The sequence below is a fragment of the Streptomyces sp. NPDC002133 genome, assembly GCF_040296405.1.
Classification (GTDB): domain Bacteria; phylum Actinomycetota; class Actinomycetes; order Streptomycetales; family Streptomycetaceae; genus Streptomyces.
In genome coordinates, this window is the sequence record NZ_JBEOXF010000058.1 from 24465 (window position 1) to 48091 (window position 23627).

Annotated in this window: 21 protein-coding genes and 1 pseudogene; 13 read left to right on the plus strand and 9 right to left on the minus strand. The window is 71.4% G+C overall.

What is annotated here, in order from left to right; genetic code table 11:
* Positions 1 to 22: 22 nt before the first annotated feature.
* Positions 23 to 559 carry a (2Fe-2S)-binding protein gene (locus tag ABT078_RS34435; RefSeq protein WP_351234852.1) on the minus strand — a complete coding sequence of 179 codons (537 nt, stop codon included), beginning with the start codon at positions 557 to 559 and terminating at the stop codon, positions 23 to 25.
* A gap of 135 nt (positions 560 to 694) precedes the next feature.
* Here ABT078_RS34435 and ABT078_RS34440 point away from each other — a divergent pair, with 135 nt between their 5' ends.
* Positions 695 to 1198 (plus strand): antibiotic biosynthesis monooxygenase, encoded by a 504-nt coding sequence (locus ABT078_RS34440; protein ID WP_351234854.1) that lies wholly within the window; start codon positions 695 to 697, stop codon positions 1196 to 1198.
* Between the two features lie 127 nt (positions 1199 to 1325).
* Positions 1326 to 1601, plus strand: a pseudogene (locus tag ABT078_RS34445) (DUF3151 domain-containing protein); the annotation flags it as partial.
* Positions 1602 to 1679: 78 nt separating this feature from the next.
* Here the strand turns inward: ABT078_RS34445 and ABT078_RS34450 are convergent.
* Positions 1680 to 2099 (minus strand): DUF3151 domain-containing protein, encoded by a 420-nt coding sequence (locus tag ABT078_RS34450; RefSeq protein ID WP_351234856.1) that lies wholly within the window; start codon positions 2097 to 2099, stop codon positions 1680 to 1682.
* A 16-nt stretch (positions 2100 to 2115) separates the two neighbouring features.
* On the opposite strand from ABT078_RS34450, the gene ABT078_RS34455 reads away from it, so the two are divergent.
* The 8 genes from ABT078_RS34455 (at position 2116) to ABT078_RS34490 (ending at position 10751) form a co-directional block, all read left to right on the plus strand.
* The gene (locus ABT078_RS34455) at positions 2116 to 2463 is read left to right on the plus strand and encodes an ATP-binding cassette domain-containing protein (protein ID WP_351234858.1); all 348 of its coding nucleotides are present in this window, start codon (positions 2116 to 2118) and stop codon (positions 2461 to 2463) included.
* Between the two features lie 701 nt (positions 2464 to 3164).
* Entirely contained in the window at positions 3165 to 4010 is an 846-nt protein-coding gene (gene kynA / locus ABT078_RS34460) for a tryptophan 2,3-dioxygenase (protein ID WP_351234861.1), read from the plus strand.
* Positions 4003 to 5238: a kynureninase gene (gene kynU / locus ABT078_RS34465; protein ID WP_351234863.1), complete on the plus strand. Its 1236-nt coding sequence runs from the start codon at positions 4003 to 4005 to the stop codon at positions 5236 to 5238. Before kynA ends, kynU begins: the two co-directional genes overlap by 8 nt.
* A 77-nt stretch (positions 5239 to 5315) precedes the next feature.
* Positions 5316 to 6200, plus strand: coding sequence for an alpha/beta hydrolase family protein (locus ABT078_RS34470; RefSeq protein WP_351234865.1), 885 nt, complete (start codon positions 5316 to 5318; stop codon positions 6198 to 6200).
* A gap of 53 nt (positions 6201 to 6253) precedes the next feature.
* Positions 6254 to 7102: an NAD(P)H-binding protein gene (locus ABT078_RS34475; protein WP_351234867.1), complete on the plus strand. Its 849-nt coding sequence runs from the start codon at positions 6254 to 6256 to the stop codon at positions 7100 to 7102.
* Between the two features lie 94 nt (positions 7103 to 7196).
* Complete coding sequence (locus ABT078_RS34480) at positions 7197 to 8528, plus strand: sensor histidine kinase (protein WP_502981453.1); 1332 nt, start codon at positions 7197 to 7199, stop codon at positions 8526 to 8528.
* Positions 8525 to 9184 carry a response regulator gene (locus ABT078_RS34485; protein WP_351234869.1) on the plus strand — a complete coding sequence of 220 codons (660 nt, stop codon included), beginning with the start codon at positions 8525 to 8527 and terminating at the stop codon, positions 9182 to 9184. The genes ABT078_RS34480 and ABT078_RS34485 overlap by 4 nt, the downstream gene beginning before the upstream one ends.
* A gap of 307 nt (positions 9185 to 9491) precedes the next feature.
* The gene (locus ABT078_RS34490) at positions 9492 to 10751 is read left to right on the plus strand and encodes a cytochrome P450 (RefSeq protein WP_351234871.1); all 1260 of its coding nucleotides are present in this window, start codon (positions 9492 to 9494) and stop codon (positions 10749 to 10751) included.
* Positions 10752 to 10844: 93 nt separating this feature from the next.
* Here the strand turns inward: ABT078_RS34490 and ABT078_RS34495 are convergent, their stop codons facing one another.
* Both ABT078_RS34495 and ABT078_RS34500 read right to left on the minus strand, forming a co-directional pair.
* Positions 10845 to 12494 (minus strand): ABC transporter permease, encoded by a 1650-nt coding sequence (locus ABT078_RS34495; protein ID WP_351234873.1) that lies wholly within the window; start codon positions 12492 to 12494, stop codon positions 10845 to 10847.
* A complete protein-coding gene (locus ABT078_RS34500; RefSeq protein WP_351234875.1) occupies positions 12491 to 13420 on the minus strand; it encodes an ABC transporter ATP-binding protein in 930 nt (309 codons plus the stop codon). Before ABT078_RS34500 ends, ABT078_RS34495 begins: the two co-directional genes overlap by 4 nt.
* Positions 13421 to 13510: 90 nt before the next feature.
* On the opposite strand from ABT078_RS34500, the gene ABT078_RS34505 reads away from it, so the two are divergent.
* Positions 13511 to 14017: a GbsR/MarR family transcriptional regulator gene (locus tag ABT078_RS34505; RefSeq protein ID WP_351234877.1), complete on the plus strand. Its 507-nt coding sequence runs from the start codon at positions 13511 to 13513 to the stop codon at positions 14015 to 14017.
* 227 nt (positions 14018 to 14244) lie between these two features.
* Here ABT078_RS34505 and ABT078_RS34510 read toward each other — a convergent pair whose 3' ends face one another.
* Positions 14245 to 15069 (minus strand): diacylglycerol kinase family protein, encoded by an 825-nt coding sequence (locus ABT078_RS34510; protein WP_351234879.1) that lies wholly within the window; start codon positions 15067 to 15069, stop codon positions 14245 to 14247.
* 142 nt (positions 15070 to 15211) lie between these two features.
* On the opposite strand from ABT078_RS34510, the gene ABT078_RS34515 reads away from it, so the two are divergent.
* Positions 15212 to 16495 (plus strand): adenylosuccinate synthase, encoded by a 1284-nt coding sequence (locus tag ABT078_RS34515; RefSeq protein WP_351234881.1) that lies wholly within the window; start codon positions 15212 to 15214, stop codon positions 16493 to 16495.
* A 566-nt stretch (positions 16496 to 17061) separates the two neighbouring features.
* Here ABT078_RS34515 and ABT078_RS34520 read toward each other — a convergent pair.
* The 4 genes from ABT078_RS34520 to ABT078_RS34535 all read right to left on the minus strand — a co-directional run bounded on the left by ABT078_RS34520 (position 17062) and on the right by ABT078_RS34535 (position 22403).
* Positions 17062 to 18525, minus strand: coding sequence for a M20/M25/M40 family metallo-hydrolase (locus ABT078_RS34520; protein ID WP_351234883.1), 1464 nt, complete (start codon positions 18523 to 18525; stop codon positions 17062 to 17064).
* Positions 18526 to 18630: 105 nt separating this feature from the next.
* Complete coding sequence (locus ABT078_RS34525) at positions 18631 to 20157, minus strand: substrate-binding domain-containing protein (RefSeq protein WP_351234885.1); 1527 nt, start codon at positions 20155 to 20157, stop codon at positions 18631 to 18633.
* 76 nt (positions 20158 to 20233) lie between these two features.
* Complete coding sequence (locus ABT078_RS34530; RefSeq protein ID WP_351234887.1) at positions 20234 to 20566, minus strand: DUF4180 domain-containing protein; 333 nt, start codon at positions 20564 to 20566, stop codon at positions 20234 to 20236.
* Positions 20529 to 22403: a serine/threonine-protein kinase gene (locus ABT078_RS34535; RefSeq protein WP_502981454.1), complete on the minus strand. Its 1875-nt coding sequence runs from the start codon at positions 22401 to 22403 to the stop codon at positions 20529 to 20531. Before ABT078_RS34535 ends, ABT078_RS34530 begins: the two co-directional genes overlap by 38 nt.
* A 216-nt stretch (positions 22404 to 22619) precedes the next feature.
* Between ABT078_RS34535 and ABT078_RS34540 the strand changes: the two genes are divergently transcribed.
* Positions 22620 to 23510, plus strand: a complete 891-nt coding sequence (locus ABT078_RS34540) for a glycoside hydrolase family 19 protein (RefSeq protein ID WP_502981456.1) — start codon at positions 22620 to 22622, stop codon at positions 23508 to 23510.
* Positions 23511 to 23627 lie beyond the last annotated feature (117 nt).

Below are 23627 nucleotides of genomic sequence, written 5' to 3' on the forward strand. Positions count from 1 at the left end.
GTCCGGGCCGGACCGTGAGGGACTAGCCGGCTCGGTCCGGCCCGTCACGGACTGCGCGAATGGCGGCCCGGATGTGCGGGTACGCGGCGCAGCGGCAGATGTTGCCGCTCATCCACTCCTTGATCTCGGCGTCGTCGCTTGAGTGCCCCTCCTTGAGGAGCGCCACGGCCGACATGATCTGGCCGGGTGTGCAGAAGCCGCACTGGAACGCGTCCTCCGCGATGAACGCCTGCTGCATGTCGTGCAGTTCGTTCTTCTCCGCAAGCCCCTCGATGGTGGTGATCTCGCGGCCCTCGCAGGTCATCGCGAGAGTGAGGCAGGCCAGCACGCGCCGCCCGTCCACCCACACCGTGCAGGCGCCGCACGTGCCCTGGTCGCAGCCCTTCTTCGCCCCGGTCATGTACAGGCGCTCGCGCAGGGCGTCGAGCAGGCTCACACGCGGCTCGATCTCCATCGTGCGCTCGGCGCCGTTGACCCTCAGGGTGACTTCGACCGGGCCGGGTCCCCGCTCCTCGAGCGTGCGACCACGTTCGGTGATGGCCGAGCGACGTGCAGGCATGAGCTCCTCCTGGGCACTTTCCCCCCAATGCTCATACAGTGACAAATGGGTCGCAACCGGATGTCCGTCACGGGTCGGGTCGCCACGCACGGGGGTGCGGAAGACGGAGTGAACATGCGAGACGGCGGAGTTGGCGTGCGAAGACCGGTCACCGTGGTTTTCACCTGGGACGTCGCCGAGGGCAAGGAGGCCGAGTTCGAGCAGTGGGCGTACGGGCTCCAGCACGCGGCGGCAGGCTTCCCCGGCAACGAGGAAGTGACATGGCTGCGGCCCGAAGAGGACAGGATCCGGCTCCACCACGCGGTCGTCGGGTGGGCCGACCCCGACTCCCTCGACCACTGGATGACATCCGCGGACCGTGCCACCCGGCACGACAGGGTGCTGCCGCCGGCACGCACCGCGCATCCGGAGCTGACCACCAACGGTCTGGAGACCTGGTTCGACGTCCCGCACACCGCGGCAGTGCCGCCGGCCCGCTGGAAGATGACCCCGGTGACGATCGTCGCCGTCTACCCGTTCGCGCTGCTGTTCAGCGCCGTCCTCGCGCGCTACTTCGAGCGCCGGCCGCTGCCGCCGGCCACGCTCGTCTTCCCGATCTTCCTCGCGCCCCTGCTGACGTACGTCGTCATGCCAGGCTGAGCCGACGGCTGCGGCGCCGGCTGTATCCGGAGGGTCAGGGCCCGGTCCTGCGGGCCCAGCGCCGGAGGTGCGCACCCCGCCGGGATGTGCACCGGGCCGTCCCACCGCTTCTGTGACACTTGAGGGCATGGCCATCAACGAAAACCTGCTGGGGGGACCGCCCCCCACCCACCTGCCCGACGACCCGGAGCCCCGGGAGCTGCTCGCGAACGGCACCGCCCCCGCCGATGTCGCCGCGAAGTACCCGACGTCCTCGCTGGCCTGGGCCCAGCTGGCCGACGAGGCCTTCGACGCCGGCCGTGTCGTCGAGTCGTACGCCTACGCCCGCACCGGCTACCACCGCGGTCTCGACGCGCTGCGCCGCAGCGGCTGGAAGGGCCACGGCCCGGTGCCGTGGGAGAATGGTGCTACATGTAATCATGCGCTCCGTGCCGCCGTCCCCTGCTGAGTGACGGCGGCACAGTCGACTCTGCCGCGGTGACTACCGCTTCAGCTCGGCGTACGCCTCGGCGCTGCTGTCCTGAAGGAACTGCCAGCAACGCTCCGTCTCGTCCTTCTCGTTGATCTCGCCGGCGGCGCGGGCGAGGGCGGCGAGGCACCGCAGGAAACCGCGATTGGCTCGGTGGTCCCAAGGGATGGGGCCATGTCCTTTCCACCCGGCCCGGCGGAGCGCGTCCAGACCGCGGTGGTAGCCGGTGCGCGCGTACGCGTACGACTCGACCACTCGCCCCCCCTCGAAGGCGTCGTCGGCGAGCATGGCCCAGGCGAGCGAGAACGTGGGGTGCTTCGCAGCGACCTCGGCCGGAGGCTGGGATTCCTCGCCCAGCAGGCGGCACGCCTCTTCGTTCTCCGGGAGGTACGTCGGCTCCGGGCCGCCGAGCAGGTTCTTCTGAGTCGTCATGGATGCAGTCTGCCACTTGTGGCCAGGTGTTCGGGATGTCCGTGAGGTCGGTGCGACCATCGTCGAAGCCCTCGATCGTGTTGGTCTGGGCGGGCGGGGGAAGGAGACGATCTACCACCTCAGCGGCGGAGAACAGCAGCGGGTGGCCCTCGCCCGGCTCATGGTCAAGCAGCCAACCCTCGTGCTCGCGGATGAGCCGACCGGCGCCCTCGATGATGCCAACGCCACCATGGTCGTCGACATCCTCCGTGAGATGAGCGAGGCCGGATGCGCCGTGGTCATCGCCACCCACAACGAGTACGTCCGCGACGGATGTGACACCGTCTTCACCGTAAAAGAGTCCTCCCTGGTCCGCTCCCGATAGAGGTCGATTGCATCGGCCGGCACCAAGCCGTGGGTCGTGGCGGTAGCCCGTGGGCGCTGCCTGCGTGGCCAGGCCACCGGTATGCGTGAGCTGACGGCGCAGCCCATGGTGGACCGGGTGCCACGCGGTTCGAGACAGCATGTCCCCGGCCAGGGGAAACGGGATGCTGTGCCACATGCTGGCATTCGCCGTCACGGTCATGCAGGTCCTCGCAATGCGCAGGTCTCAGCTCCGTCGACCACTGCCCCACCGAACGGAACGATCGCGCGAGTGCCCGTCGTCGGGATCCTGAGGTAGGCGACGGGCGTCTCTCCGGGAGCCGACCTGCTCGCCAAGCCCTTGCGGCACCAGCGAAACCCACTGCCATCAGGGCCCTGACCTGCGAAAATATCAGACAGGCAGGTGTCGGCCTGGACCGAACAGTACGAGCGCTGCACGACGTTCCTGCGCGACTCGTCCGAGACGGCCGCTGAGACCCTCGGCTGAATCCGGCCTCTCGGCCGATACGGGCCTTCCACTGATCCAGGCCCTCGGTCGACCGCGACTCCCGGCGGACCGGGGCGGGCGCCCTCTCCCTGGCGTCCGCCCCTGGCGGAGGGGTCGGAGCCTCTGTTTATGATGCCCGCAGGGGACCGGAGCTCCGATACCACCAACGGAAAGGGGCGGACCGCTACCCGGACACTTGTGTCAGGAGACAGCGAATGTCGCAGTATCCCGATGCCGCCGGAGCCGGTTCGGACACCCCGAACCTCGACTTCGCGGGCACGACCCCGTACGAGGACTACGTCCAGGCGGACGTCCTCACCCATCTCCAGCACCCTCGCTCCGACGATCCCGGAGAGATGGTCTTCCTGGTCACCACCCAGGTGATGGAGCTCTGGTTCACCGTCATCGTTCACGAGTGGGAGACCGCGTCCCGCGCCCTGCGCCGCGACGATCTGCCCGTCGCGATGGACGCACTCAAGCGGTCCGTGCGAGAGCTGGACGCGCTGAACGCCTCCTGGCGGCCCCTCGCGCAGCTCACCCCCATGCAGTTCAACTCGTACCGCGGCGCCCTCGGCGAGGGCTCCGGCTTCCAGTCGGCGATGTACCGGCGCATGGAGTTCCTGCTCGGCGAGAAGTCGGCGTCGATGCTCGTCCCGCACCGCGGCGCCCCGCGCGTCCACGCCGAGCTGGAGAAGGCCCTGCACGAGCCGAGCCTGTACGACGAGGTCCTGCGGCTGCTCGCGCGCCGTGGGCTGCCCGTCCCGCAGGCTGTCCTCGACCGCGATCTGTCCCAGCGGTACGAGCCGTCGCCCGAGGTCGAGCGGGTGTGGGCGAGCGTGTACGAGGACGACGACCAGCACACCGAGCTCGTACGCCTCGGCGAGGCGCTGACCGACGTCGGCGAGCTGGTCTGGCGCTGGCGCAACGACCACCTGGTCGCCACCCGCCGCGCCATGGGCTCCAAGACGGGCACGGGCGGTTCGGCGGGCGTGGCGTGGCTGGAGAAGCGAGCCGTGAAGAACGTGTTCCCCGAGCTCTGGACGGCGCGCAGCCATGTCTGACTCCTCGACGGACCTGGCCGAGAAGGCCGCGGGGCTGGACGCCGCGGACGAACTGGCCAAGCAGCGCGAGCTGTTCGCGCTCACCGTGTCCGATCATGCGGCGGATGCCGCGGGCGTCGTGTACCTCGACGGGAACTCGCTGGGCGCGCTGCCCCGCCACGTCCCCGAGCGCATGGCCGACGTCATCACCCGCGAGTGGGGCGAGCTGCGCATCCGCTCATGGACCGAGAGCGGCTGGTGGACCGCCCCCGAGCGGATCGGCGACCGCATCGCCCCGCTCGTCGGCGCCGCGCCCGGGCAGATCGTCGTCGGCGACTCGACGAGCGTGAACGTCTTCAAGGCGCTGGTCGCGGCGGTCCGGATGGCGGGCGACGACCGGGACGAGATCGTCGTCGACGCGACGACGTTTCCCACGGACGGATACATCGCCGAGTCCGCCGCCCGGCTGACGGGCCGCCGTCTCGTGCCCGTCGCCCCGGCGGAGCTGCCCACCGCGCTCGGACCGCGTACGGCCGCCGCGCTCGTCAACCACGTCGACTACCGCACCGGCAGGCTCCACGATCTGCCGGCGCTCACCACGGCCGTGCACGAGGCGGGCGCGCTCGCCGTCTGGGACCTGTGCCACAGCGCGGGCGCGCTGCCCGTCGGGCTCGACGCGCACGGCGTGGACCTCGCGGTCGGATGCACGTACAAGTACCTCAACGGCGGCCCGGGTGCGCCGGCGTATCTGTACGTGGCCGAGCGCCACCAGGATCGCTTCGACTCGCCGCTCCCCGGCTGGAACTCGCACGCCGACCCGTTCGCCATGGCCTCCGGGTTCACGGCGGCGGACGGTGCGGTCCGCGGCCGGGTCGGTACGCCCGACATCCTCTCGATGCTGGCACTCGAGGCCGCCCTCGACGTCTGGGACGGGGTCTCGGTGGAGGCGGTACGGGCCAAGTCGCTCGCCCTCACCGACTTCTTCCTGGAGTGCGTCGAGGCGTACGTCCCCGACGGGAGGGTCACCTCACTGACGCCCCGTGCGCACGCCGAGCGCGGCAGCCAGGTCGCGCTGTCGTGCGAGGGGGCGCCCGCCGTCATGGAGGCCCTGATCGCTCGCGGCGTGGTCGGCGATCTGCGCCGCCCTGACGTGCTGCGATTCGGATTCACTCCGCTGTACGTCGGATTCGCGGACACCGAGCGCGCGGCCAGGGTCCTCGCCGAGGTCCTGACCGAGGCGCACGGCTGATCGCGGGGGGCCGGGGGCCTGATACCGTCCCCGCTGGTCAGGCCAATTCGGCCCCCTCACCGAAAGGTTGGAGCAGCATGCCGGACCCCGCAGCCGCTCGCGACGCCGCCGAAGAGGCCTCGGCCCTGTCGCATCCGGCCGTTGCCCCGGACGCCACCGCCGCGTACGGCGAACACCCCGACCAGGTCGTCGACTTCTACGCGCCGCGTGACGGCCGGGACCCGGTGCCGCTCGTCGTGGTGCTGCACGGCGGGGCATGGCGGGCTCCGTACGACCGGCAGCACATCACCCCGTTCGCGGACTTCCTGGCCCGGCGCGGTTTCGCCGTGGCGAACGTGGAGTACCGAAGAGGCGGTTCGCTGCCGCAGCAGCGCGACGACGAGGACGCCACCGGTCCGGTGGCCGGGCGCTGGCCGGAGACGTTCGACGACGTGGCGGCGGCGCTGGACGCGCTGCCGGAGCTGGCCCGTACGGCACTGCCCCAGGCCGACCCGCGGCGCATCGTGCTCACCGGCCACTCGGCGGGCGGCCACCTCGCGCTGTGGGCGGCCGCGCGCCATGTGCTGCCCGTCGGGTCGCCGTGGCGGCTCGCGGCGGCGCCGCTGCTGCGCGGAGTCGTCGCGCTGGCTCCGATCGCGGACCTCGGCAGGGCGGCGGAGCTGTCCGTGTGCGGCGGCGCCGTGCACCAGCTGCTCGGCGGAAAGGACCGCTTCGAGGACCGTGCGGCGCACGCGGACCCGGCGGCGCTGCTGCCCACCGGGATCGCGACGGCGGTCGTCCAGGGCCGCGAGGACACCGTGGTGCCGCAGGCGGTCGCCGAGGCGTACGTGGACGCGGCGGCGAAGGCGGGCGAGACGGTCGGCTTCACGCTCCTCGAGGACGTCGGGCACTTCCCGCTGATCGATCCGGCGGCGGACGCGTGCGCGGTGGTGGCGGAGGAGATCGCTCAGCTCGCCTGGTGAACCGCCTGGCCTTGCGGACAGAGCCTGACCGCAAGGCTTCGTACGGTCATGCCATGACGAACACCGCGCACCACCAGAAGGCCCTTGTCACCGGTGCCACGGGCACGGTCGGCCGCCAGGTCGTCGCCGAGCTCCTCGCCCGTGGCCATGCCGTCCGCGCCCTCACGCGCGACCCCGCGAAGGCGAAGGCGTCCCTTCCGGCCGTCGTCGAGGTCGTCCAGGGCGATCTCACCGACCCGGACAGTCTGATCCCGGCCCTGGAAGGCATCGCGGGACTGCACCTGATCACCTTCGGCGGGGAGTACATGGCCCCGCTGGAGACCGGCCCGCGGATCGTCGAACTCGCCCGCAAGGCAGGCGTCCGGCGGGTCACGGTCCTGCACGGCGGCGACCGCACGCCGCTCCAGGACGCGGTGATGGCGAGCGACCTGGCCTGGACGGTGCTGATGCCGGTCGAGTTCATGGCGAACGCGCTGGAGTGGGCCGAGTCCGTCCGCACCGAGGACACGGTCGGCGAACCGTTCACGGACCGGCTGAGCGCCATGGTCCATGAGGCGGACATCGGCGCGGTCGGGGCCGTCGCGCTGACCGAGGACGGCCACGGCGGACGGTCGTACGTCATCACGGGCCCCGAGGTGCTGACCCTGCGGGACAAGGTGGACGCGATCGCGGCCGCCCGTGGCAAGGCCGTCGAGCTGGTCGAGCTCACCCCCGAGGAGGCCGTGGGGAGGTGGCGCGCCGCCGGGTTGCCGCAGGACGTGATCGACTTCCTGCTCGGCGTGTACGGCAACACCCCGCCCGAAGGCCGGACGGCCGTCGACACCGTGCGGAGGATCACCGGCCGCCCGGCGCGGACCTTCGCCGATTGGGCCGCCGAGCACGCGTCGGCGTTCCGAGCCTGACCCGGCAGAACCCGAGTAGTACCTGGGACGGACGCGGAAGGATCCGCATCACAGGTGACGACCGCGTCCGTACCGCGGCCGTACCTTTGCTGACGTGACCGACACGCCGACCACGCAGCGCATACCGCGCACCGAAACCGACAGCCGCAGCCCCGAGTTCCGCCTGGCCATGGGGGCGCTGAGCGGTCTGCGGCAGGATCTCTTCCGCGACGCCTTCGCGTACCGGCCGCTGGCTCCGTCCGCGGGCGACGGACCGGTGATGCGGCGGCTCCCGGCGCGGATCCGCCGGTACGCCGTCTGGACCCCGCACGCGGTCGTCGCGGGCGGCGCCCTGCTGGTGCTGCTCATCGGCGCCGGCATGTCATCCGAGGTCTTCGGCCTCGTCGCCCTCGTCTTCGGGGCGGTGCCCGCGGCCACGGTGCTGATGACGCTGGTCCGTCCCGTGCTGGCCTTCTGGGCCTCGCTCGCCTCGACGCCATTCCTCGCAGTCCTCGACGGTTCCTGGGGCGGGTGGCCGTGGTCACCGGCCACCATTGCCTCCCACCTCATCGTCCTGACCGTCGTCGCGGCGCGGACCCGGCCGCGGGCCGCCTTCTGGATGTGGTTGCTGACCGGGGCGTACGGGCTGTTCGCCGAGGCCGTACTCGGCGGCTACTACGCCAGCGACACCGCACCGCTGATGTTCGTCTCCGCCGTCGCGCTGCTCGTCGTGGCGTTGGCACAGGTTCGCAGGGACGCGGAGCGCGAGGTCGCCGTCCAGCAGAGCGTCACCGCCGTCGAGCGCGACCGCCGCACCCTGCTGGAGGAGCGCACCACCATCGCCCGCGAGCTGCACGACGTGGTCGCCCACCACATGTCGGTCGTCGCGATCCAGGCGGAGGCCGCGCCGTACCGGGTCGAGAACCCGCCGCCCGAGCTGGAGCAGGCCTTTGCGACGATCCGCGAGAACGCGGTGGCCGCGCTCACCGAGCTGCGCCGCGTACTCGGAGTCGTACGGGCCGAGGACTACGAGGCGCCGGACGCGCCCCAGCCGACGCTCGCCGACCTCGACGGACTGCTGGGCAACGTCCGCGACGCGGGCCTGGAGGTGGACCTGGCGATCACGGGCGCGGTGCGGGAACTGCCACAGGGCGTCGAGCTGTCGGCGTACCGGATCATCCAGGAGGCGCTGAGCAACGCGCTGCGGCATGCGCCCGGCGCGTCGGCGAAGGTCGAGGTCAGTTACGTTCTCGGCGGTCTCGGCCTGCGGATCGTCAACGGCCCGGCGCGCGGACTCGTCAAGCCCTCGCCCGGCGCCGGTCACGGCATCACCGGCATGCGGGAGCGCGTGACGATGCTGAACGGTGAGATGACGGCCGAGCCGACGGAGGACGGCGGCTACGAGGTCGCCGCGTTCCTCCCCGTTGCGAGGGACGAGACCGCATGACCATCCGTGTCCTGATCGTCGACGACCAGATGATGGTCCGTGAAGGCTTCTCCGTCCTGCTGAACGCGATGCCCGACATCGAGGTGATCGGCGAGGCGGTCAACGGGCGGGACGCGGTCGCCCAGGTCGCCGCCCTGCGCCCGGACGTCGTCCTGATGGACATCCGGATGCCCGAGCTCAACGGCATCGAGGCGACCCGCGAGATCGTCGCGACGGACACCGACGCGAAGGTGCTGGTCCTGACGACCTTCGACCTCGACGAGTACGTCTACCAGGCCCTGCGCGCCGGGGCTTCCGGCTTCCTCCTCAAGGACGCCTCGGCCCGGCAGCTCGCGGACGGCGTCCGGGTGGTGGCGGCGGGCGAGGCGCTCCTCGCGCCGACGGTCACACGACGTCTGATCACCGAGTTCTCACGCATCTCCACGGCCCCGCGGCCCCCGGCGATGGCCCAGATCGGCGATCTGACGGAGCGCGAGACGGAGGTGCTGGTGCTGATCGCGCAGGGCCTGTCGAACGCGGAGATCGCCTCGCACCTGGTCGTCGCCGAGTCCACGATCAAGACGCACGTCAGCCGCATCCTGGTGAAACTGGGCTTGCGCGACCGCACCCAGGCGGCGGTCTTCGCCTATGAGGCGCGGCTGGTGACGCCCTCCTAGGGCGTGACGGAGAGCGCTGCGGCGGGCTTTCGCCCCGCTCGCCCTTTCCTGAACCGGGGCTCCGCCCCGGACCCCCTTCCCGACGGCTCCGCACCTGACCGCCCCGTACCGCCCTTGCCCCCAACGCCTCCTGTGGAGCCCGTTTGGGGGCAGACGAACGGGCCCGGTCGACCGCAACCTGCGCCCCAAGCCCGCAGGGCGTAGGGGGTCGGGGCATGCCTCCCGTTCGGGAAGGGGCGGGGAGAGAAGCGCCGCAGGCGCCCGCCCAGGGTCGCCGGAGCCGGCCCGGGCGGGCTAGCGTCCGGGCATGGACGCAGCCTTCGCACCCTGGTCCCCTGACTTCGTCGCCGACCCCTACCCCGCGTACGCGGACCTGCGCGCCCGCGGCCGCGTGCACTGGTTCGAGCCCACCCGCCAGTGGCTCGTCCCCCACCACGCCGATGTCTCGGCGCTGCTCCGGGACCGGCGCCTGGGCCGTACGTACCTGCACCGCTTCACGCACGAGGAGTTCGGCCGCACGCCCCCGCCGGCCGCGCACGAGCCGTTCCACACGCTCAACGACAACGGGATGCTGGACCTCGAAGCCCCGGACCACACGCGGATCCGGCGGCTGGTGACCAAGGCGTTCACCCCGCGCACCGTCGAGGCGCTCGCCACGACCGTGCGGCGGCTCGCGGCCGGGCTGGTCGCGGACCTGAGGAAGGCGGGCGGGGGCGATCTGCTCGCGGAGGTCGCCGAGCCGCTGCCGGTCGCGGTGATCGCGGAGATGCTGGGTGTCCCGGAAGCGGACCGGGCACTGCTGCGGCCCTGGTCGGCGGACATCTGCGGGATGTACGAGCTGAACCCGTCCGAGGAGACAGCGGCACGGGCCGTTCGCGCCTCGCTCGAATTCTCGGCATACCTCAGGGACTTGATCGCCGAGCGCCGCAGGGCCCCGGGCGATGACCTGATCTCGGCACTGATCGCCGCGTACGAGGAGGGTGAAGAGGTGCGGCCCGAACGGCCTCTGTGCAAGGGCGGTGGTGGGAGACATACGGGACGGCTGAGTGAGCAGGAGATGATCTCCACCTGCGTGCTGCTGCTGAACGCGGGTCACGAGGCGACCGTCAACACCACCGCGAACGGCTGGTGGACGCTCTTCCGCCACCCCGAGCAGCTGGCCGCCCTGCGCGCCGACCACTCCCTGCTGTCCACAGCTGTGGAGGAACTGATGCGCTACGACACGCCGCTCCAGCTCTTCGAGCGCTGGGTCCTCGACGACGTCGAGATCGCCGGCACGCTCATCCCGCGCGGCTCCGAGCTCGGGCTCCTCTTCGGCTCCGCCAACCGTGACCCGGCCCGCTTCGAGCGGCCCGACGAGCTCGACCTGTCCCGCCCCGACAACCCGCACATCTCCTTCGGCGCGGGCATCCACTACTGTCTCGGCGCCCCGCTCGCCCGCATCGAACTGGCCGCGTCCTTCGGTGAACTGCTGCGGGAGGCACCGACGATGCGGCTCGCGGCGGAGCCCGAGTGGAAGCCTGGGTTCGTGATCCGCGGGGTACGGGAGCTGCGCGTGGAGCTCTGACCCTCTCCCGCGGGGCCCGCACACGGACGGCACGCGGCGCCCGGACTCCGCTACGGGTCCGGGCGCCGCGCGTCCGAGGGGAGCCGTCCGGGCTCAGGTCTGCAGGTCCCGGCGGCGCAGGCCGGCCAGGCCCGTTGCCACCAGGGCGGCGGCCAGCGCGGTCAGCACCAGCACCGGCGGCCAGTCCATCCCCGGTCCCGGCAGCTTCGGCAGGTGGCCGAAGGGCGAGAGATTCAGCACGGACTGCGGCAGGTTCAGCGCCGGGCCGATCCACCCGAGCGCCAGGCACAGCCCCGCCACTCCCCACCCCGCCGGCGCAGCCTTCGGGAAGACGCCGTACATCAGCATCGCCAGGCCTGCGAGCGTCCACACCGCGGGAACCTGGACCAGTGCCGCGCCCAGGATCGCCCCCGGCTCCCCGCCGTGGCCGATCGCCATGCCGGCCCCGCCGAACAGCAGGATCAGCCCGGCGCCGCCGAGGGCGATGGCCAGGTGGCCGGCGGCCCACGGAATCCGGCCGACCGCGTTGGCGAGCACGGGTTCGGCGCGTTGTGAGGTCTCCTCGCCGTTCATACGCAGGACCGACCCCACCGCGTAGAGCGCCGCGATCATCCCGAACATGCCGATCATCGCCGCCAGGAAGGCGTCCGTGAGCGCCGCCTGCCCGCCCATCCGCTGGAAGATCTCCCTGGCCTGCTCGTTGTCGCCGACCAGGTCGGCCGCGCCGCTCGCCATGCCGCCGAAGACGATCCCGGCGAGCAGAAAGCCGGCCGCCCAGCCGAAGAGGGTCGCGCGCTGCAGCCGCCAGGCGAGTCCGCCGGCCGTCGCGATCCGGCCCTCGGCCGGTCCGGGGCGGGTGGGCAGGAAGCCCATGCCGACGTCACGGCGCCCGGCCAGGGTGAACGCGACGACGCACTGCGCGGCCACGGCCGCGGCGATCAGCAGGATCACCCACCACCGCTCGTCGGCGAAGGCCCGTACGTTCTCTGCCCACCCGATCGGCGACAGCCAGGTCAGCACGGACGATCCTCCCCCCAGGCCTTCGCCAGGGGGAGCACCCCCAGCGGTGCCGGCGTCACCGGCCGCCCGAAGCACGAACGCCAGCCCCAGCACCCCGGCCGTCAGACCCTTGGCGAGCCGCGCGCTCTCGGTCAGCTGCGCGACGATCGCCGCCATCGTGGCGAAGAGCACTCCGGTCCCGCCGATCGCGAGGCCGAGGGCGAGTGCACCTCCGGTGCCCTGCCCGGACAGGCCGGCGGTGATCATCAGAGCCACCGCCGCGTTGGCGATCACCGCGGTCAGCAGCGCCGCGGTCAGCGCCGCCCGCCGCCCGACCATCGCCGACGACAGCAGCTCCTGACGGCCCGTCTCCTCCTCCTCGCGCGTGTGGCGCACGACGATGACGAGGCTCATCACGGCCGCGAGCACGGCGGCGAAGGTGCCGAACCGCCACGCGACCAGCCCGCCGACACTGTCGTCGAACACCGGCCCGTAGAGGCTGCGCAGTGAGCTGTTCGTGGACATCGACGCGGCGAGCTGTGCCCGCTCGGCGTCGGTGTCGTACAGCGTCTCGAGCGAGCCGACGCCGCTGACCACCATCGCGCCGATCACCACGACCCAGATGGGGAGCATGACCCGGTCGCGGCGCAGGGCGAGCCTGAGCAGCGCGCCCGTGCCCGCCAGCGGCCGGCTTCCGCCGGTCCGGGGCGCGAATACCGCACCGGTCTCCGCTGCGGCGGTCATCGGACCATCGCCTCTTCCGTGCGTACGTCGTCCTGGTAGTGACGGAGGAACAGCTCCTCCAGCGTGGGCGGGGTGCTGGTCAGCGACCGTACGCCCGACTCGGTCAGGGAGCGCAGCACCGCGTCCAGCTTGTCGGTGTCGACCTGGAGCCTGACGCGCCTGCCCTGGCCCCCCTCGATCGTCTGAACGGCGAGGCCGTGCACACCGGGCAGGTGGGAGAGGCCGTTGGGCGCTCCCGCGAGCTCGGCACTCACGCTCGTACGGGTCAGATGGCGCAGGTCGGCGAGTGATCCGCTCTCGACGGTCTGGCCCTTGCGGATGATGCTGACCCGGTCGCAGAGCGCCTCGACCTCGCTCAGCACATGACTGGAGAGCAGGACGGTCCTGCCGCGGTCGCGCTCCTCGGCGACGCACTGCTGGAAGACCTCTTCCATCAGCGGGTCGAGGCCGCTCGTCGGCTCGTCGAGGATGAGCAACTGCACGTCGGAGGCGAAGGCGGCGACGAGGGCGACCTTCTGCCGGTTGCCCTTCGAGTACGTACGGCCCTTCTTGGTCGGGTCCAGCTCGAACCGCTCGATCAGCCGGTTCCGGCGCGCCTTGTCGAGGCCGCCGCGGAGCCGGCCGTAGAGGTCGATGACCTCGCCGCCGGAGAGGTTGCGCCAGAGCGTCACGTCGCCGGGGACGTACGCGATCTGCCGGTGCAGCTCGACCGCGTCCTTCCAGGGGTCCTTGCCGAGCAGCTGGGCGGCGCCGGAGTCGGCGCGCAGCAGGCCCAGGAGGACCCGGATGGTGGTGGACTTCCCGGCGCCGTTGGGGCCCAGGAAGCCGTGGACCTCGCCGGTCTCGACGGCGAGGTCGAGGCCGTCCAGTGCGTGTGTGCGCCCGAACGACTTGTGCAGTCCGGCGACCGTGATTGCCTTCGTCATGATTTGGAACGTACGCTAGATTCACAAATTTGTGAAGTTAAGGAAGCGTATAAACTCGGGTCGGGGTCTGTGAACAGGGGAGATGATCCGGTGGTGACTGAACAGAACGCGAAGAGGTGGGCCGAGCGGGACGCCGCGGCAGTGTCCGACTTCATCGAACGCTTCGCGGCTCAACTTGTCGAGGCAGGCATGACGCGTATGCCCGCCCGGGTCTTCGCCGCCCTGCTCGCCTCCGACTCCGGGGCCATGACCTCCGCCGAGCTCGGCGAACAGCTCAAGGTCAGCCCGGCCGCGGTCTCCGGCGCCATCCGCTATCTCGCCCAGGTCAGCATGGTCTCGCGGGAGCGCCAACCGGGCTCACGGCGAGAGCGCTACCGCGTGCACAACAACCAGTGGTACGAGGCGCTGACCAACCGCGACGCGATCCTGAAGCGATGGACGGACGCCCTGCGCGAGGGCGTCACCAGCCTCGGTCCCGACACCCCGGCCGGGCGCCGACTGTCGGAGACCGTCGCGTTCTTCGACTTCATGCAGGTGGAGCTCGTCGGCATGCTGGAGCGCTGGCGGGAGCACCGCGAGCAGGTCTTCGGCTCCTGAGGGCTCCTGAAGGCTCCTGGCCGTCGAGGGCCGCACCGCTCCCGCGGCGCGGACCCGACCGTCGGCGGCCCATGCCGCGGCCGGCGCCTCCGTGGGGGAGAGTCGGGAGGCGCGGATCGCCGGACAGGGACCGCCCGGAGCGGTGACCGCCGTCGAGGCTGCCGGATTCCTCGCGTACCTCCAGCGACCGGGACCCTGCCGATGCCGGCGCGGGGCCACTCCGGCGGTCACGCGGCCGGCAGCGTCAGCGACCAGCCCTTCGGCCGCAGTGTCCACGTCCGGTGCCGGACCGGGCCCAGGATCAGGGCGTCCGCGCGGTAGCGGAAGCTCGGGCCCGAGACCGTGATCACCTTGGCCAGGGTGCGCAGCGTCTCCGCGCCCGCCGAGCGGTGCACGGTCACCTCCGCTGCGCCCTCGGCCGCGCGCACCCGGACGTCCTCGACCGGTTCGTCCAGGTCGATCAGCAGCACCCCGTCCGCCTCGACCCGCAGCCGGTGCGTGGGCGCGGCCGGAGCTGCGGACGGCAAGGACGGGCGGACCAGCGTTCGGACGAGGGAGCGGCAGGTGTGCCAGACCGAACCGGCGGGCGCAGCCGACGCGACGGCAGCCGAGGACGCCGACGAGGCCGGGATCAGCAGTTCCCCCAGCACCACCCCGTCGCTGTCGTCCACCAGCAGATCCAGTGACCGCGCCACCCCGTCCAGCACCGCCCGCGCCGCCGCCACAGGACCCGTCGGCACACCCAGTGACCCGGCCAGCTCCACCGACGCGCCGACCCCCACCGGCACGAGCGACAGCGCCTCGTCCGCGAGCCCGCGCCCCCGGTGCAGAGCGGCGACCGCACGCAACAGCGCACGGTCGTCACCGACCACGACAGGCCGCCGGGCACCCCTTCGGGCCAGTACCCGGCAAAATTCCTCGGGCCCGTCGGGCAGGCAGATTTTCGCCGCTGCCCCGGCACACAACACATCCTTCACGATCCGAACGGACTCGCCGTCAATACGGCGGGCGACCGGGTCGATGACCACCAGGAGCTGGTCGTGAGCCGACACCTCGGTCCTTCCTCGGGTAGCATCTTTGTGCAAGAGCCCCTTGCGCTATTGCGCCAGGGGCTTCGTCTATTCCGGGGCACACCGGTTGGCGGCTCAGGCCCCCTGACCTTGGACATGCCCCGCCCGGAAGGGGTGTACGCCTGTGCCCGCACTTGTGCTGCTCGGTGCTCAGTGGGGTGACGAAGGCAAGGGAAAGGCCACCGACCTCCTCGGTGGATCCGTGGATTATGTGGTGCGTTACCAGGGTGGCAACAACGCCGGCCACACGGTCGTCGTCGGCGACCAGAAGTATGCGCTCCACCTCCTCCCTTCCGGAATCCTCTCGCCGGGGTGCACCCCGGTCATCGGCAACGGAGTCGTCGTCGACCCGGCTGTCCTGCTCTCCGAGCTGAGCGGGCTGAACGAGCGCGGCGTCGACACGTCCAAGCTCCTGATCAGCGGTAACGCCCACCTGATCACCCCGTACAACGTCACGCTCGACAAGGTGACGGAACGGTTCCTCGGTAAGCGCAAGATCGGCACCACGGGCCGCGGCATCGGCCCGACGTACGCCGACAAGATCAACCGCGTCGGCATCCGCGTCCAGGACCTGTACGACGAGTCGATCCTGGCCCAGAAGGTCGAGGCGGCGCTGGAGAACAAGAACCAGCTCCTCGCCAAGGTCTTCAACCGCCGCGCGATCGAGGCCGACCGCATCGTCGAGGAGATGCTGGGCTACGCCGAGCAGATCAAGCCGTACGTCGCCGACACGACGCTGATCCTGAACAACGCCATCGACGAGGGCAAGGTCGTCCTCTTCGAGGGCGGCCAGGGCACGCTCCTCGACGTCGACCACGGCACGTACCCCTTCGTCACCTCCTCCAACCCGACCGCCGGCGGTGCCTGCACCGGCGCCGGCGTCGGCCCGACGAAGATCAGCCGTGTCATCGGCATCCTCAAGGCGTACACGACCCGCGTCGGCGCCGGTCCGTTCCCGACCGAGCTCTTCGACGAGGACGGCGAGGCGCTGCGCCGCATCGGCGGCGAGCGCGGCGTGACCACCGGCCGTGACCGCCGCTGCGGCTGGTTCGACGCGGTCATCGCCCGCTACGCCACCCGCGTCAACGGCCTGACGGACTTCTTCCTCACCAAGCTGGACGTGCTCACCGGCTGGGAGCAGATCCCGGTCTGTGTCGCGTACGAGATCGACGGCAGGCGTGTCGAGGAGCTGCCGTACTCGCAGACCGACTTCCACCACGCGAAGCCGGTGTACGAGTACCTGCCGGGCTGGTCGGAGGACATCACCAAGGCGAAGACCTTCTCCGACCTGCCGAAGAACGCGCAGGGCTATGTGAAGGCGCTGGAGGAGATGTCCGGCGCCCCGATCTCGGCGATCGGCGTCGGCCCCGGCCGCACCGAGACGATCGAGATCAACTCCTTCCTGTAAGCGCAGGCGAGGCGCACGAGGCGGCCCGTGGGACACCGTTCCCGCGGGCCGCTTCTCTCTGCGCTCCCGGCCGGCGGGCGCGCAGGGTACCGGCCGTCGTGCCGGTGCGGTCGCGTAGCAGGATCGGCAGAGTGTTCGCGTGTTCGTGGCCGGCCCTGGTCGGCCCATGCGCCACACCAGCGTGGTCAACCCCGAGGGACACCGCGACGACCCCGAGTACGCCGGCGTGGTGCAGGTCGGCCGCACCCTGCGCCGAGGGGGCCGGCACCTCGACGCCTCACCGCTCGCCGGCCCGTGCCGCGCCGGCACGCGGGACGAAGGGGTCGGGAAGTACCGCGACTGTCCGCCGACGCGTCCGGAGCCGGCGGCCCGGCTGCCTGCCCTGCCTGCCCTGCGCGGCCGCCGGCTCGGCTGCTGCTGCGCCCGAGAAACGCTGCTACGCCGACGTGATCGCGGAACTCGTGGCCGCCGGCGTCGGGGCCGTGCCCCGACGGGGCTCCCTCGGGGCCCCGTCGGGGGTGTGAGGACGGACGCGCGGGGCGCCGCTCGGTCGCCCGGCCGCTCGTTCAGCGTTGCGGCACCGGGAACGCCACCGGGCTCTTCGCGCCCGTCCGGCCCACCGCCCGCACGCCGAAGAAGACGTTGTCCTTCGACAGGTCGACCTCGTGCCGCGTCACATCGCCGACCTTGATGACATGGGTCCACTCGGGCGCGGTGGTTTCGCGCCACACCACCTCGTACCCCGCCAGGTCCGGCTCCGTGCCGCGGCCCCACACCAGCTCCGTGGCGTTGGTGAGCGTGCTGGTGACGATCTTGGCGTTGCGCGGCGTGCCCGGCGCCGCGGCGAGGGTCCACAGGGCCGCGCCGTTCACCCTGGCCACCCGGGCGATGTAGCCGAAGTCGCAGAACTCCGGCAGGTCGCCGTACTGCTTGCCGTCCTCGACGCGGACGTCCTGGTGCTGGTGCGCGTAGTCCTCGGCCGGCTCGGTGAACCGGGCCGCGGGATAGCCGCGCTCGAGGAAGGGGATGTGGTCGCCGCCGCGCAGATAGCGGTCGCGCCGGTAGATCACGCGGACGTTCATGCCGGTCGCGTCGTTGTCGGCGGTGTCGCGTACGAAGCGGGCGAGCTGGCGTGCCGGGGAGTCGTTCTCGCCGCCCACCGAGCGTCGTGTCGCGGCCTGTTCGGGGGTTTCGGAGCTGGGCACGCCCTCGGCGAAGAGCCGGATCGTGTATGGGTCGCGGGTGCCGTCGTCCGCCGTTGAGCTGCCGACGATGTCGTTGGTGAACATGCCCTGGACGTCCGCGCCGGCGGCTGTGAACCGGCCGGCCATGTGCGCGGCCCCGTACAGGCCCTGCTCCTCGCCCGCCACGGCCGCGAAGACGATCGTGGCGGCGGGGCGGCGGGTGGCCATGACGCGCGCCAGCTCCATCGAGACCGCGACCCCTGAGGCGTCGTCGTCCGCGCCGGGGGCATCGCTGGTCGCGTCCATGACGTCGGTGACGCGGGAGTCGTAGTGGCCGGAGACGACGTAGACCCGCTCGGGCGTGACCGAACCGCGGAGGGTGGCGAGGACGTTGGTGATTCGGGTCGCGACCGGGATCCGGGACGCCGGTTCCTGGATGTACGACTGGAGCTCGACGGTCATCCGGCCGCCGGAAGCCTCCGCGTAGCTCTTCAGCTCCGCGAAGATCCAGTCCCGGGCGGCACCGATGCCGCGCGTCGGGTCGTCCTGGACGGAGAGGGTGTGCCGGGTGCCGAAGGAGGCGAGCTTCCGTACGGTCGCCTCGATGCGGTCGTGGTCGATCTCTCGCAGGAGTGCACGGAGCTCGCGGGAGGGGGACTGCGCCGTGGCGGGCCGGCCGCCGTGTCCGCTGCCGGGCGCTCCGACCGGTTTCTGGCCGGAATCGGCGGCGACCGCCTGGCCGGGGGCTGCGGCGCTGACCGCCACCGTCCCGGCGGCCGCGGCGAGTACGGCGCGTCGTGTGGTGCCGCTGGTGCCACTGGTGCCTTCTGAAGTCTGCTGCGACATGAGTTCCATCGTCATGGACTCGTCAACCCCTGGCAAGAGAGGCGGAGTTGAATGCTCAACCTATATGGCGGGCGTCGGCCGCCCGCCCCCGTCCGCGGATCCGGCTCATTCCTCCCCGCAGATCCGCAGCCCCTTCGGCGTCGCGCACGACAGATGGCCGTGGGTGGTGACGATGTCCTGGCCGCCGCCCTGCCGCATGTAGCCGAGGAAGCTGGAGGCGAGGGAGTCGGTCGGGGGCCGGCCGTACGTGTAGGCGTACTCGATCTCACGGTACGGGTACGCGCTGGTGCCGATGGTCTCCATCGACGGCGGTTCGCCGTCGATGTCGAGCCGGCGGATCCCCTTCAGGCCGGACCCGGCGCGCAGTTCGCTGTAGCCGATGGCACCCGGGAGCCTGGCCACCGTGGTCAGTACCTGCTCCGTGCTGTCGAGTTCGCAGCGGACGACACCCGACTCGGGGTCGTCCTTGTTCACGCAGTCGCGCGAGGAGTTCGCCGGCTCGTTGCGGCCCAGCACCCGGCGCTGGAAGACCTCGCGGGTGCCGGAGTTGGCGTCGCGGCTGACGAGGAGGATCTTGAGGTCCGGGCGGCCGAACCTGCCCCAGTCGGTGATCTCGCCGCGGTAGATCGCGCGGATGTCGGCCAGGGAGAGGTTCTTCACCGGCACCTTGTCGTTGACGACGAGCGCGAAGGCGGAGACCGCCACCCGGTTCTCGCGCAGCTGCGGGAAGCCGCCCGGCTTGGGCCCGTCGGAGAGCGCGATCACGGCGGGGGAGCCTTTCTCCGCCTTCTCGCCCGCCGCGGCGAGCGACCGTATCCCTGCGGCGCTGCCGTGGGCGTCCACGGTGATGGTCGAACCCTCGCAGTCCCGCGCGTACTTCTTCGCCATCTCGCGCACGACGGGCGCGAACGCCGTCGAGCCCGTGACGGTCAGCTCGCCCTTGGCGCAGCCGATCGGCGGCCGGGTGTCGTCGCGTACGACGATGATCGCGGCGAGCGCGACCACACAGGCGGTCAGCAGCACCGTGATGTTGCGGGCCGCGGTGCTGAACAGCGGGGGCTTGTCGTCGGGCAGGATCGCGCGGTTGGGCATCACCTCACCGTCCCGGATGCCGCCGGTGATCCTCACCGTGCAGCCCACCGGGCCGCCGGAGAGCAGCACGAGCAGCTTGAAGTGCTCGCCCCGGTTGAGCGGGACACGCGGGATGTAGAGGGTGTTGCCGACGAACCGCAGTCCCGCGGCCGGGGTGAAGTGCTCGCCCAGGTGTTCCGTCTCCTCGGTGTGGGTGACGGCCAGGCCGCGCACGAAGCGGTCGGTGAAGTCGACGGTGAGGCCGTGCAGTTCACGGCCGGTGTAGTCGTTGTCGGCGATGCTCTGCGAGCCGTCGTTCTCGATGCGCAGGAGGACGAGTGTCCCGTCGGACATGTCGGGTGTGTCGTTGAACAGCCCGAGCCGGATGTTGGGGCGCCCGTTGCGTACGTTGCTGCCGATCGGCGTGTCGAGCTGGATGCGGTAGCCGATGCGTTTGCGGCTCGGTACCCGGCGCTCGTACCAGAGCACGCCTGCGGAGGCCAGGATGCCGAGCACAGCGGTACCCAAGGCCACGACGTTCTCAGCGCTCACCCATTCCACGGACCGTCACCGTACGTGCGTGCGAGGCCGGTTGCGAGCTTCCGCAGGACTCCGTCGGCTGCTGTTCGCCGCCCGTTCAGGCGCGGGACGTCCTGTCCTCCGAGCGCGGGCCGCGCAGCCGGTCACGGACCTCGTCGAGGTCCCGGACGAACCGGAAATCCCTCCCCCGGTTGCCCTCACGGGCCAGGTCGCGCAGCGCCTCACCGGCGGCTGTGTGCGCGGCGATGTCGCCGACGACGGCCGGGCCGACGCCGTACTGCGCGAACTCGCCCCCACGAAGCCGGTCCGCAGCCGGAAGAACTCCTCGTCGAGGTGTGCGAAGGGAAGCTCTACCGGAGCCTCGGTTTCCGGCAGTACGCGCGGACGTACACCTACTCGCGGTAGTACTCCCCGGGCTCCCCGTCCGCACTCATCCCGTGGATGAGCAGACGTTCCTTGCCCTGGAAGCGGTCGGCGCGCAGGTACTGCGCGGGAAGGGGCGAGCACTCGGGGTCCCAGGAACCGGAGTCCGGCGTCTGCGGCCCGATGATCAACGGGCCGCCGGCACCGCCCAGCACAGCCGTGCTCGCACAGTTGACGGTGCCGTCGACCGGTTGACCGGTGTCCGGGTCGGTCCTCGGGTACGAGTTCTCGAAGCGCACGAGAGGCGCGCCGACGGGGCCCTGGGTGATGGTGACGGTGTTGTTGAACGTCTCGCCCTGATCACCGCCGGAGATCTCGTCGAAGTGCTGCTTCCACCTGCCCACGAGTTCGGCGGGTACGACCTGTGGACCGGTCTTCGCCCTGCGGAAGGTCGCGGAGACGGCTCCGGACGTCCACTGCATGACGTCCGGGGAGCGCACGCTGAGGGTCTGGTGCGCGGCGGGCAGGCACTGCTCGGCCGGAACGCCGGTGGTCACGTCGCTCTCGCCGAAGACGATCCCGTCGTCGTCCGCCGAGACGAGAACCGACCGGCCCATGCACAGCCGTTCGCCCGTGACCTGGACGTACACGGCCGTCTTGCGGCCCTTCTCGCCCTGGCTGATCTCGATGCGGCCGGTCGACCTGGGGTGCTCGTCGGTGCCTTCGAGTACTCCCTCCCAGGCGCCGATGAACACGTCCGGTACGTCGCCGCCCTTGTTCTTGTCCTCGCCCTTGTCTCCGCCGCCTGGGCCCTCCGTGGGCTTGTCGCTGTCGCTGCCCCTGGGCTTCTCGTAGGACTCGGGATCCTGGTCCGGCCAGAGCGCCCTGGCCGCCACGCCTCCGCCCGCGAGCACCGCCACCGCGGACACGACGGCGAGGACGGTGCGCCACCCCCGCCGCCGCCGTACCTTCGGCAGGGGACCGTCGCCCGGAGCGGTGGCCTCGCCCGGCACCGGCGTGTCGGCGTCCAGCAGTTGCGCCGCGTGCGCCCCGAGCCGGGCCAGCAACGCGGGCGGCAGCCAGGCGTCACCGCGGCCCGGTGCGGTACGTGCCAGTTCGGCGGCGGTCGGCCGCCGGGCCGGGTCCTTGTCCAGACAGGCCCGTACGAGCGGGCCGAGTTCGTCCGGCAGCCCCTCGAGGTCGGGCTCGTCGTGCGCGATCCGGAACAGGACGGCGTGGACGCCGCTCTCGCTCGACCCGAACGGCTGCCGTCCGGTGACCGCGTACGCGAGCACCGCACCCACGCAGAAGATGTCCGACGCCGGGGTGACCTTCTCGCCCCGTACCTGCTCGGGAGACATGAAGCCGGGCGAACCGACCACCGCTCCCGTGCTGGTGAGCCCGCCGTCCGTGACCGTGTCCACCGCGCGCGCGATCCCGAAGTCGATGATGCGCGGTCCGTCCACGGCCAGCAGGATGTTGGACGGCTTCAGGTCGCGGTGCACGAGCCCGGCGGCGTGAATGCGGTCCAGGGCCTGCCCGAGCCCGGCCGCGAGGGTGTGCACCGAATCGGCGGGCAGCGGCCCGTGGTCGTCCACGACGGTCCGCAGCGACGGCCCCGGTACGTACGAGACCGCCACCCAGGGCGCGTCGGCCGCCGTGTCGGAGTCGATCAGGGGCGCGGTCCCGTCCCCGCCGACCCGTTCCAGCGCGGCCACTTCGCGCGTGAACCGCAGCCGGAACTCCCGCTGTGCGGCCAGCTCCGCGTGCACGACCTTCACGGCGACCGTGCGCCCGCCCTCCGACCGGGCGAGAAACACGCGGCCCATTCCGCCGGTGCCGAGCCTGCCGAGAAGTCGGAACGGGCCGATGACGGCCGGGTCTTCGGGCATCAGCGGATCCACGGCGGGATCCTCGCACACCGCACACTGCGGTGACCGTCCCCGGCCGGAAGCCGTCCCCGGCCGAAGTCCGCCACCATCGCGACAATCATGGTCTAGACCCTTGACAGGTCCAGACCATTCCCGGTTCAGTGCTCAACACGTCCCATGGCAACACCCTTTGCACCTCCCACGGCTCCGAACCCCCACAGGGAAAGGTCGATAACGTTGTCACGACGCATGGTGAGCTTGTTCGCCGCCTTCGCGGCGATCCTCGGATTCGCGGTCTTCCTGCCCGCATCCTCCGCTGCGGCGGCCGCCTGTGCCGCTACCTGGAACTCCTCCGCCGTGTACACCGGCGGCATGGTCGCCTCCCACAACGGCCACAACTGGCAGGCCAAGTGGTGGACCCAGGGCGAGACGCCCGGCACCACCGGTGAGTGGGGCGTCTGGGCCGACCAGGGCACCTGCGGCACGGGCGGCGGCGATCCCGGTCCCGGCCCGTCCCCCTCCGGTTTCGTCGTCACCGAGGCGCAGTTCAACCAGATGTTCCCGAACCGGAACGCGTTCTACACGTACAGCGGGCTGACCGCGGCGATGAGCGCTTACCCCGCCTTCGCGAACACCGGGAGCGACACGGTGAAGAGGCAGGAGGCCGCGGCCTTCCTCGCCAACGTCTCGCACGAGACGGGCGGCCTGGTCCACATCGTCGAGCAGAACACCGCCAACTACCCCCACTACTGCGACGCCGGCCGGCCCTACGGCTGTCCGGCCGGCCAGGCCGCGTACTACGGCCGCGGCCCGATCCAGCTCAGCTGGAACTTCAACTACAAGGCCGCGGGTGACGCCCTCGGCATCGACCTGCTGAACAACCCGTGGCGGGTCGAGCGCGAGTCGGCCGTCGCCTGGAAGACCGGCCTCTGGTACTGGAACACGCAGAGCGGCCCGGGCACGATGACCGGCCACAACGCCATGGTCAACCAGGCGGGCTTCGGCCACACCATCCGCTCCATCAATGGCTCCCTGGAGTGCGACGGCAGGAACCCGGCGCAGGTCCAGAGCCGCGTCGACAACTACACGCGCTTCACACAGATCCTGGGTGTGCCGACGGGCGGCAACCTGTACTGCTGATTCCCCGGTTCCCCTGATTCCCCTGATTCCCCTGGAACGCGGGCGGGGGCGGTACGGCGGCGGCCGTACCGCCCCCCCCCCGCGGTCACGCCGGGGCGGGGCCCCCCGGTGCGAGCC